The organism is Microbacterium sp. H6 (genome assembly GCF_003314775.1).
GTDB classification, from domain to species: Bacteria; Actinomycetota; Actinomycetes; order Actinomycetales; family Microbacteriaceae; genus Microbacterium; species Microbacterium oxydans.
On the sequence record NZ_QOAY01000306.1, the window covers coordinates 160759 to 169408 of the forward strand.

The 8650-nt window shown below is 68.9% G+C and carries 9 protein-coding genes; 6 read left to right on the forward strand and 3 right to left on the reverse strand.

Annotated features, from left to right (window positions below; translation table 11 throughout):
• The 4 genes from DSP71_RS20825 to DSP71_RS20840 form a co-directional block, all read left to right on the forward strand.
• Positions 1 to 1301 (forward strand): biotin/lipoyl-containing protein (locus DSP71_RS20825; RefSeq protein ID WP_258546589.1); only part of this gene is annotated, 1301 nt, incomplete at its 5' end.
• Between the two features lie 2 nt (positions 1302 to 1303).
• Positions 1304 to 2452: an acyl-CoA dehydrogenase family protein gene (locus DSP71_RS20830; RefSeq protein WP_113681950.1), complete on the forward strand. Its 1149-nt coding sequence runs from the start codon at positions 1304 to 1306 to the stop codon at positions 2450 to 2452.
• Positions 2453 to 2461: 9 nt separating this feature from the next.
• A complete protein-coding gene (locus DSP71_RS20835; protein WP_061015221.1) occupies positions 2462 to 2950 on the forward strand; it encodes a MaoC family dehydratase in 489 nt (162 codons plus the stop codon).
• Positions 2947 to 3753: a CoA ester lyase gene (locus tag DSP71_RS20840; protein ID WP_061015222.1), complete on the forward strand. Its 807-nt coding sequence runs from the start codon at positions 2947 to 2949 to the stop codon at positions 3751 to 3753. The genes DSP71_RS20835 and DSP71_RS20840 overlap by 4 nt, the downstream gene beginning before the upstream one ends.
• Here the strand turns inward: DSP71_RS20840 and DSP71_RS20845 are convergent, their stop codons facing one another.
• Both DSP71_RS20845 and DSP71_RS20850 read right to left on the reverse strand, forming a co-directional pair.
• The gene (locus DSP71_RS20845) at positions 3754 to 4341 is read right to left on the reverse strand and encodes a histidine phosphatase family protein (RefSeq protein ID WP_046747010.1); all 588 of its coding nucleotides are present in this window, start codon (positions 4339 to 4341) and stop codon (positions 3754 to 3756) included. It lies immediately after the preceding gene.
• Positions 4338 to 5171, reverse strand: a complete 834-nt coding sequence (locus tag DSP71_RS20850) for a Sir2 family NAD-dependent protein deacetylase (protein WP_258546593.1) — start codon at positions 5169 to 5171, stop codon at positions 4338 to 4340. Before DSP71_RS20850 ends, DSP71_RS20845 begins: the two co-directional genes overlap by 4 nt.
• Before the next feature lie 120 nt (positions 5172 to 5291).
• On the opposite strand from DSP71_RS20850, the gene DSP71_RS20855 reads away from it, so the two are divergent.
• Positions 5292 to 6092, forward strand: coding sequence for an RNA methyltransferase (locus tag DSP71_RS20855; protein ID WP_061015224.1), 801 nt, complete (start codon positions 5292 to 5294; stop codon positions 6090 to 6092).
• 3 nt (positions 6093 to 6095) lie between these two features.
• On the opposite strand, the gene DSP71_RS20860 is transcribed toward DSP71_RS20855, so the two are convergent.
• Positions 6096 to 6923, reverse strand: a complete 828-nt coding sequence (locus tag DSP71_RS20860; protein WP_058631166.1) for an SGNH/GDSL hydrolase family protein — start codon at positions 6921 to 6923, stop codon at positions 6096 to 6098.
• A 147-nt stretch (positions 6924 to 7070) separates the two neighbouring features.
• Here DSP71_RS20860 and DSP71_RS20865 point away from each other — a divergent pair.
• Positions 7071 to 8650, forward strand: a 1580-nt coding sequence (locus DSP71_RS20865) for a DEAD/DEAH box helicase (protein WP_258546590.1), incomplete at its 3' end; no start/stop codon positions are given.

Sequence of the window (8650 nt, forward strand, 5' to 3'; positions counted from 1 at the left end):
GGCTGATCAGACGACCACGGCACATCGAGGTACAGGTCTTCGGCGACGTGCACGGCACCGTCATCGCCCTCGGCGAACGCGAGTGCACGTTGCAGCGCCGGCATCAGAAGGTCATCGAGGAGGCCCCGTCGGCGGGGATCCCGGCCGACACGCGCGAGCGCCTGCTCTCCGCCGCGGTGCTCGCCGCCGAGAGCGTCTCCTACGTGGGGGCCGGCACGGTCGAGTTCCTCGTGGATGCCGACGCGCCGGACGAGGTCTTCTTCATCGAGATGAACACGCGGCTCCAGGTGGAGCACCCCGTCACCGAGGAGGTCACCGGACTCGACCTCGTCGCGCTTCAGCTCCGCGCGGCAGCGGGTCTTCCCCTGGACGTCACACCTCGCCTGCGCGGCCACGCGGTCGAGGCTCGGGTGTACGCGGAGGCCCCTGAGCGCGGCTTCCTTCCGTCCACGGGGACGGTGCTCCTCTTCGACCCACCGCCGGGTGTCCGCGTGGATGCGGCCATCGAGAGCGGCAGCGAGGTCACCGGATTCTACGACCCGATGATCGCGAAGGTGATCGCCTTCGCCGATGACCGCGCCACGGCACTGGCACGACTGGACCGAGCACTCGCGAGCACCGTCGTGCTGGGCGTCGAGACCAACATCGCGTTCCTGCGGATGCTGTGCCAGGACGCGCGGGTCATCGAAGGCGATCTCGACACCGGTCTCATCGAGTCCCTGCTTCCCCTCGAGACGGTGAAGCCTTCGGCGTCTCAGTTGGCTGCGGCGCGGGACGCCGTTTCGGATCCCCCCGCATCGGTGCGCACCAGCCCGCTGTGGCGTGAGCTGCCCGGGTGGCGCCTGGGGACCCAGGACGCGCCGTATGCCCCGTTCGTCGCGCTCACGGACGACGGCGACGAGGTCGAGCTCGATGAAGCGTCTCCTTCCCCCTCCAGAGCGGGCGTGCTGGCCGCAGTCGATGCCGAGGGAGCGGTCTGGGTCGCGGAGGAAGGTCGCACGATACGCCTGCGCCCTCTCGACAGGCGACAGCGGATGCAGCGCCGGTTGTCCGCACGCGACGCGGGAGCTGCGGCGACCGAGCCGGAGGGCCGTGCCCCCATGCCGGGCAGCGTCGTGGCGGTGCACGTGACCGACGGCGACACGGTGTCCGCGGGAGAAGCCCTCGTCTCGATCGAGGCGATGAAGATGGAGCACCCGGTACTGGCACCGCATGACGGTGTGGTGCATCTGCTGGTCGCGGTCGGCGACCAGGTGCGGCGTGACCAGCCGGTCGCCCGCGTGACGACGGAGGAGAGCTGAACATGGAAGAGCTGACCGACGAGGAGCGCGAGCTCGCCGCCATGGTGCGCGAATTCGCCGACACGGTCGTCGCACCGCAGGCCTACGAGGCCGATCGCACGCACACGCTGTCGATGGACGTCGTTCGCCAGATGGGCGATCTCGGATTGTTCGGTCTACCGTTCCCCGAGGAGTACGGCGGACAGGGCGGCGACTACATGGCACTCGGCATCGCGATCGAGGCGCTCGCGCGCGTCGACCAGTCCATCGCGATCACGCTCGAAGCAGGGGTCAGCCTCGGCGCGATGCCGATCTACCGCTTCGGCTCGGAGGAGCAGCGCCAGGAGCTGCTGCCGGACCTGCTCGCCGGGCGAGCCCTGGCGGGCTTCGGCCTCACGGAACCGGAGGCCGGCAGCGATGCCGGTGCGACCAGGACCACGGCGCGCCTCGACGGCGACGAGTGGGTGATCGACGGCTCGAAGCAGTTCATCACGAACTCCGGGACCCCCATCACGCGGTTCGTCACGGTCACGGCGGTGACCGGGAACGAGGATGGGCGCAAGGAGATCTCCACCATCATCGTGCCGAACGGGACACCGGGGTTCACGGTCGAAGCGCCGTACGACAAGGTCGGGTGGAACGCGTCGGACACACATCCCCTCACCTTCGACGCCGCACGGGTTCCCGCCTCCAACCTGTTGGGTACGCGGGGGAGCGGCTTCCGCAGCTTCCTCAGCATCCTCGACGAAGGACGCATCGCGATCGCGGCCCTCTCGACCGGCGCCGCCGAAGGATGCCTGGAGGCCGCTGTCGAGTACGCCAAGAGCCGCACGATCTTCGGGGCCGCCCTGAGCACGCGGCAGAACGCGCAGTTCACTCTGGCCCGCATGCGCGCACGGGTGCACACGGCACGTCTCGCCTGGCATCACGCGGCTCGACTCCGAGACGCGGGCAAGCCGTTCGCCGAAGCCGCGGCCATCGCCAAGCTGGTCGCGGGCGAGGCGGCGATGGACAACGCGAGAGACGCGACGCAGATCTTCGGCGGCAACGGCTTCATGAACGAGTTCTCCGTGGCACGGCACTACCGCGACTCCAAGATCCTCGAGATCGGCGAGGGCACGACCGAGGTGCAGCTGCTGGTCATCGCCCGCGGTCTCGGACTCGCCGGGTAGCGTGGCGGCATGAGCACGCACGACGTCGTCCAGAGGGGTCTGTACTACGAGGAGTTCGAGACCGACGCCCGCTACCTGCACCGCCCAGGACGAACTGCGACCGAAGCCGACAACGTGCTGTTCACCACCCTCACCATGAACACGCAGGCCCTGCACCTCGATGCGGCTTTCGCCGACGGTCAGGAGCCGTTCCGCGCGCGACTGATGAACTCGATGTGGACTCTGTCCACCATGGTGGGTTCGTCCGTCGCGCAGCTGACGCAGGGGACCCTCGTCGCACAGCTCGGCTTCGGCGATGTCGCGTTCCCGCATCCGCTGTTCGCGGGAGACACCCTCTACACCGAGAGCACGGTCGTCGAGAAGCGGCTCTCCTCCTCCCGGCCGGGGCAGGGGATCGTGAAGATCGCCCACACCGGCCGGAACCAGGACGGTACCGTCGTCGCCACGGCCGTCCGCTCGGTGCTCGTCCACTGCCGTCCGGAAGGATCCCCCGCATGACGTTCGACCTCGGTCCGGCGCTGTTGTTCTGCCCTGCCGACCGGCCGGAGCGCTTCCGGAAAGCCGCGGAGCGGGCTGATGCGATCATCCTCGATCTCGAGGACGCGGTGCTCCCGGAGGCGAAGGACGAAGCGCGCAGGAACGTGATCGCCGCCGATGTCGACCCCTCTCGAGTGGTCGTGCGCGTCAACGCCCCCGACACCGAGGCCTTCGCCGCAGACCTCGCGGCGCTGGCTCAGACCGACTTCCGCACCGTGATGGTGGCGAAGACCGAGCGTGCGGACAGCTTGTCGGCGTTCGACGAGAGGTACTCGCTGATCGCCCTGTGCGAGACCGCCCGCGGCGTCCAGGCAGCCGACCGCATCGCCGCACACCCGCAGGTGTCCGCGTTGATGTGGGGGGCCGAGGATCTCGTCGCCTCCCTGGGAGGCACGTCTTCGCGCAACGCGGATGGCGCGTATCGCGACATCGCCAGGTACGCCAGAGCGCGTGTCCTCCTCGAAGCCGGTGCGCACGGCAAAGCAGCCATCGACGCCGTGCACATCGACATCGATGACCTCACTGGACTCGAGGAGGAGGCGATCGACGCCGCCGCTTCGGGATTCCGTGCGACGGCCTGCATCCATCCGAACCAGGTGGCGACGATCCGTGCGGCGTACCGTCCGGACGACGCGCTGCTCACCTGGGCGCGCGCCGTGCTCACTGCGGCCGAGTCGCAGCGCGGCGTGTTCCGGTTCGATGGACGGATGATCGACGAGCCGGTCCTCCGTCACGCGCGTTCGGTCGTGTCCCGCGCCGTCTGATCAGAGGACGGGCGTCTCCTCCAGCAGACGGAGATAGCCCGGTGCGGCGACGAACCGGTGCGCCGAGCCGTTCTGCAGCACCTCGCCGTCGCGCGGGAGAGTGCCGCCGGAGACGTGGTCGATCACGGCGCGGATCACGCCACCATGAGCGACGACGATGACCGACTCCGCACGCGGGGAGGACCGACGCCGCGCCTCGCGAGCGATCGTGTGCAGTGCTTCGATCGCGCGTTCTCCCACCTCGTGCAGCGACTCCGCACCAGGAACCTCCGCGTGCCAGTCGCCATACGTCGCGATGTAGTCGGGCACGAGCATGCCCTCACCATCGCCGAACTCGCGCTCGCGGATATCGGGGACGACGCCGGCGACTTCCAGCCCCAGGCGCTCCGCGATGATCTCCGCGGTCTCCTTGGCGCGCAGCAACGGGCTCGTGTAGACGGCGTGATGGGTTCCTGCCGCGAGCTTCTCCGCGGCCCATCGCGCGTCTTCGCGTCCCTTCTCGTTCAGGGGGATGTCGGTGGAGCCCTGGATGCGCCGCGCGAGGTTCCAGTCGGTCTGACCGTGGCGGACGAGGGTGAGGTGGGTCACGAGAGGAGTTCCTGGAGGGCGGGGAGCACGTCGCTGGTGCCCGCGGCGATGGTCACATGCGCCCAGGCATCCGCGCGCGTCGGCTCACGGTTGACGATGATCAGGGGGATGTTACGTCGCCGCGCACGCTCGACGAGGCGGACACCGGAGTTGACCACGAGGGAGGAGCCCGCGACGATCAGGGCGGAGCTCGAACTCAGCAGCGACTCCGCTGCGCGGAAGCGATCCTGTGGCACGTACTCGCCGAAGAACACCACGTCAGGCTTGAGCATGCCCGCGCAGACGGTGCACACGGGGATGACGAAGCCTTCCGTGCTCTCCGGGAGCACGTCGCCGTCGGGGGCGAGAGCGACGTTCTCCGGCACGGTGATCCAGGGGTTGAGCTCCTCGATCTGCACGGCGACGTCGCGGCGATCGAAGACCTGACCGCACTGCAGACACAGCACGCGACGCATGGTCCCGTGGACCTCGATGACGTGCGAGCTCCCGGCCCGCAGATGCAGTCCGTCGACGTTCTGGGTGATCACGCCGGACACGTTCCCCGATGCTTCGAGTTGCGCCAGGGCGATGTGTCCCGCGTTCGGCTCGGCTCTCGCGAAAGCGCGCCAGCCCAGGTGCCCGCCGACCCAATAGCGCCGACGCGCAGCCTCGTCACCCAGATAGGTCTGGATCGTCATCGGATCGCTGCGCGTCCTCGCGCCTTCGCCACGGTAGGCGGGGATGCCGGAATCGGTGGAGATGCCGGCGCCGGTGAGGAGTGCGATGCGCTTCTCGCGCAGCAGCTCGGCGGCGTGGGCGATGGTGGCCGACAGCTCGGCGGGAATGGACACGCTCACAAGACCTCCTCGAGCGAGTCTACGGTGCCGAGGCCGACCAGGGCCTCCACGAGAGCCGCCGACGCCCCAGCGACCGGTGCTGCGCCGTGTCCTGACGGTGGCAGAGTGGACATCGTGGATCTCCTGCCTGTGACCGACGCCGCCGACCGACGTCTCGACGACTACCGCGGCCTCACCGATACCGCCCTACGAGCACTGTCGGAGCCGTCCGGTGGTCTCTACATCGCGGAATCGACGAAGGTGATCGCGCGCGCGGTCGCCTCCGGTCACCGTCCCCGCTCCGTCCTGGTGCAGGAGCGCAGGGTGGACGACATCCGTGCCATCGTCGGTGACCTCGACGTGCCGGTGTACGTCGTTCCGGACGAGGTGGCGGAGGCGGTGACGGGTTTCGCGGTGCACCGCGGCACCATCGCCTCCATGCACCGACCAGAGCTGCCCTCCGTCCGCGAGGTGATCGACGGCGCCTCCCTCGTGCTGATCCTGGAGAACATCGGGGATCACACCAACGTCGGAGCAGCCTTCCGTGCTGCAGCAGGTCTCGGCGCCGACGCGGTGCTGGTTTCTCCGGGCGGGGCCGATCCGCTGTACCGGCGCAGCGTCCGAGTCAGCATGGGCACCGTCTTCCAGGTGCCGTGGACGCGTATCACGGACTGGGAGTCCGCGATCGCGGATCTCCACACCGACGGCTTCGACATCGCCGCGCTGGCGCTGCGCGACGACGCGGTGACGCTCGACGCGTATGCGGCCGCACGTCCGGCGCGGGTCGCGCTGGTCATGGGGTCGGAAGGCGACGGACTCTCGCGCGAGGCCATGGACGGAGCGGACACCGTCGTCACGATCCCGATGTCCGGTGGGGTCGACTCCCTCAACGTGGCATCAGCGGCAGCGGTCGCACTCTGGGCGATGAAGGCCTGACGCTCAGTCCCTCCCGGGAAGGACGACGGGGGAGGGCTCCGGACGCTTCGCAGCGAGGTTGTCGCCAGATGACTGGTGACGGAGCCTTCTGAGCACCCACGGAACCAGGTGCTCCCTGGCCCAGCCCAGGTCTTCCGAGCGTGCCTCTCGCCAGGTGCGCAGCGGGAACGGCTCGGGCTGCATGGCCTCGAGATCGTTCGGCACGTTCAGGGCACGCAACGCCATGCGGGCCACCTCGTGATGGCCGAGCGCGTTGTAGTGCAGTCGGTCATCGTCGAAGAAGCGCATGTCCTGCACGACCTTGAGCGCCCACTGGTCGGCCACGATGCAGTCGTATCGCTCGGCGATGGTGCGGACGTTCTCGTTGTAGATCGCGACCTTTCCGCGGAAGGCGCGGAAGACCGGCGTGAAGGCGGTGTCGATGCCCGTGAACAACAGCACGGCGGCGCCGGTGGAGGACAGCCGGGCGACGGCGTCGTCGAGCTGGCTCGCGATCGCATCCGGGTCGGTGCCGGGCCGGATCACATCGTTGCCGCCCGCACAGATGGAGACCAGATCGGGGCGCAGCGCGACGGCCGGCTCGATCTGGTCGGCGACGATCTGGGCGATCAGCTTGCCGCGGACGGCGAGGTTCGCGTAGGCGAAGTCGTCGACCTGCGCGGCGAGCACCTCGGCGACGCGGTCCGCCCACCCGCGGTGGCTCCCAGGATGCGCCGGATCGGGGTCGCCGATGCCCTCGGTGAACGAGTCGCCGACCGCGACGAATCGGCGCCACGGGTGCGCGGTCTCGTTCGGGATGTAAGGGGTCCGAGTCGAATCCTGGTCGGTCATCCAGCTCTCCTTCGCGAACGATCAGCGACGCGGCGGTGACCACGACGCAGTGACCGAGCCTACCCGCAGGGCTCGGTGCGGGGCAGGGCACGCGCGGGAATCGCGGGGAGTGATCCGGTGTCCCCGGCAGCGATTATCGTGGACTCGATGCTCTCTCCGTCCTTTCCTCAGCGTGCCCCATGGGGAACCGCGAACAAGCTGCGTGCCTGGCAGCAGGAGGCCCTCGAACAGTACTTCGCGGCGGATCAGCGCGACTTCCTCGTCGCCGCCACACCCGGCGCAGGCAAGACCACGTTCGCACTCACCCTCGCCGTCGAGCTCATGCGCATGGGCGAGGTCAACCGCATCATCGTGGTCGCACCGACCGAGCATCTCAAGACCCAGTGGGCGGACGCCGCGGCACGCGTGCACATCCGCCTCGACCCGCGCTTCCGCAACAGCGACTCGGCACCGGCTCGGCACTATCACGGCGCTGTCGTGACGTACGCGCAGGTCGCCGCGAAATCCTCGGTGCACCGGCATCTCACGGAGGACGCCAAGACCCTGGTGATCCTCGACGAGGTTCACCACGGCGGCGATGCGCTGAGCTGGGGCGACGCCATCCGAGACGCGTACGGGCCGGCGAAGAGGCGCCTGCTGCTGTCCGGCACGCCGTTCCGCAGCGACACGGCGCCCATCCCGTTCGTGGAGTACCACCCCGATGAGTCCGGCGCCCGCATCTCGCGCACCGACTACAACTACGGCTACGGCCGGGCACTGGCCGACGGCGTCGTCCGGCCCGTGCTCTTCCACATGTACGCCGGCAAGATGCGCTGGCGCACCACCACCGGCGACGAGCTCGAGACGCACTTGGGCCAGGACAACACCAAGGACGTGACGTCGCAGGCGTGGCGCACGGCGCTCGATCCCGAGGGCGAGTGGATGCCGGCCGTCCTGTCGGCCGCGGACAGACGGCTCACGGAGATCCGCCACCACGTCCCCGATGCCGGCGGTCTCGTACTGGCGACGGACCAGACGGTCGCGCGCGCGTATGCGAAGATCTTGCACAGCATCACGGGCCAGCAGGCCACGGTCGTGCTCTCGGATGATGCGACGGCGTCGGAGCGGATCGAGAAGTTCAGCGCCAACGACTCTCGCTGGATGGTGGCCGTGCGCATGGTGTCGGAGGGCGTCGACGTGCCGCGTCTCGCCGTGGGGGTCTATGCGACGTCGTCCTCGACTCCGCTGTTCTTCGCTCAGGCCATCGGCCGGTTCGTGCGAGCCCGGCGTCGTGGCGAGGCCGCGAGCGTGTTCCTTCCGCAGGTCCCCGTGCTCATGGGGCTTGCGAACGAGATGGACAAACAGCGCGACCATGCGCTCGACCGGCAGTCGAAGGAAGACGATGGCCTGGAGGATTCGCTGCTCGAGAGTGCGAACCGTGAGGAGGAGACCTCGGACGCGCTGACGCAGGAGTTCAGCTACCAGGCGCTCTCGTCCGTCGCCCACTTCGACCGCGTGGTCTTCGAAGGACAGGAGTTCGGTCAGCTGGCCGAACCGGGGACCCCGGAGGAGGAGGAGTTCATCGGCTTCCCCGGTCTCCTCGAGCCGGAGCACGTGCATGAGCTCCTCATGCAGCGTCAGTCCCGCCAGTCACGCCTGCGGGAGGCACGTGAGGCCTCCACACCGCCCGACGAGTCGACGACGCTTCCCCCGCCCCTGCACCGCACCCTCAAGGAGCAGAGGCAGCT

Excerpts from the sequence above, each read along its gene's own strand:
- DSP71_RS20840 (WP_061015222.1), top strand. The coding sequence starts at position 2,947 with ATGACGTTCGACCTCGGTCCGGCGCTGTTGTTCTGCCCTGCCGACCGG.
- DSP71_RS20835 (WP_061015221.1), top strand. The coding sequence starts at position 2,462 with ATGAGCACGCACGACGTCGTCCAGAGGGGTCTGTACTACGAGGAGTTC.
- DSP71_RS20860 (WP_058631166.1), bottom strand. The coding sequence starts at position 6,923 with ATGACCGACCAGGATTCGACTCGGACCCCTTACATCCCGAACGAGACC.
- DSP71_RS20830 (WP_113681950.1), top strand. The coding sequence starts at position 1,304 with ATGGAAGAGCTGACCGACGAGGAGCGCGAGCTCGCCGCCATGGTGCGC.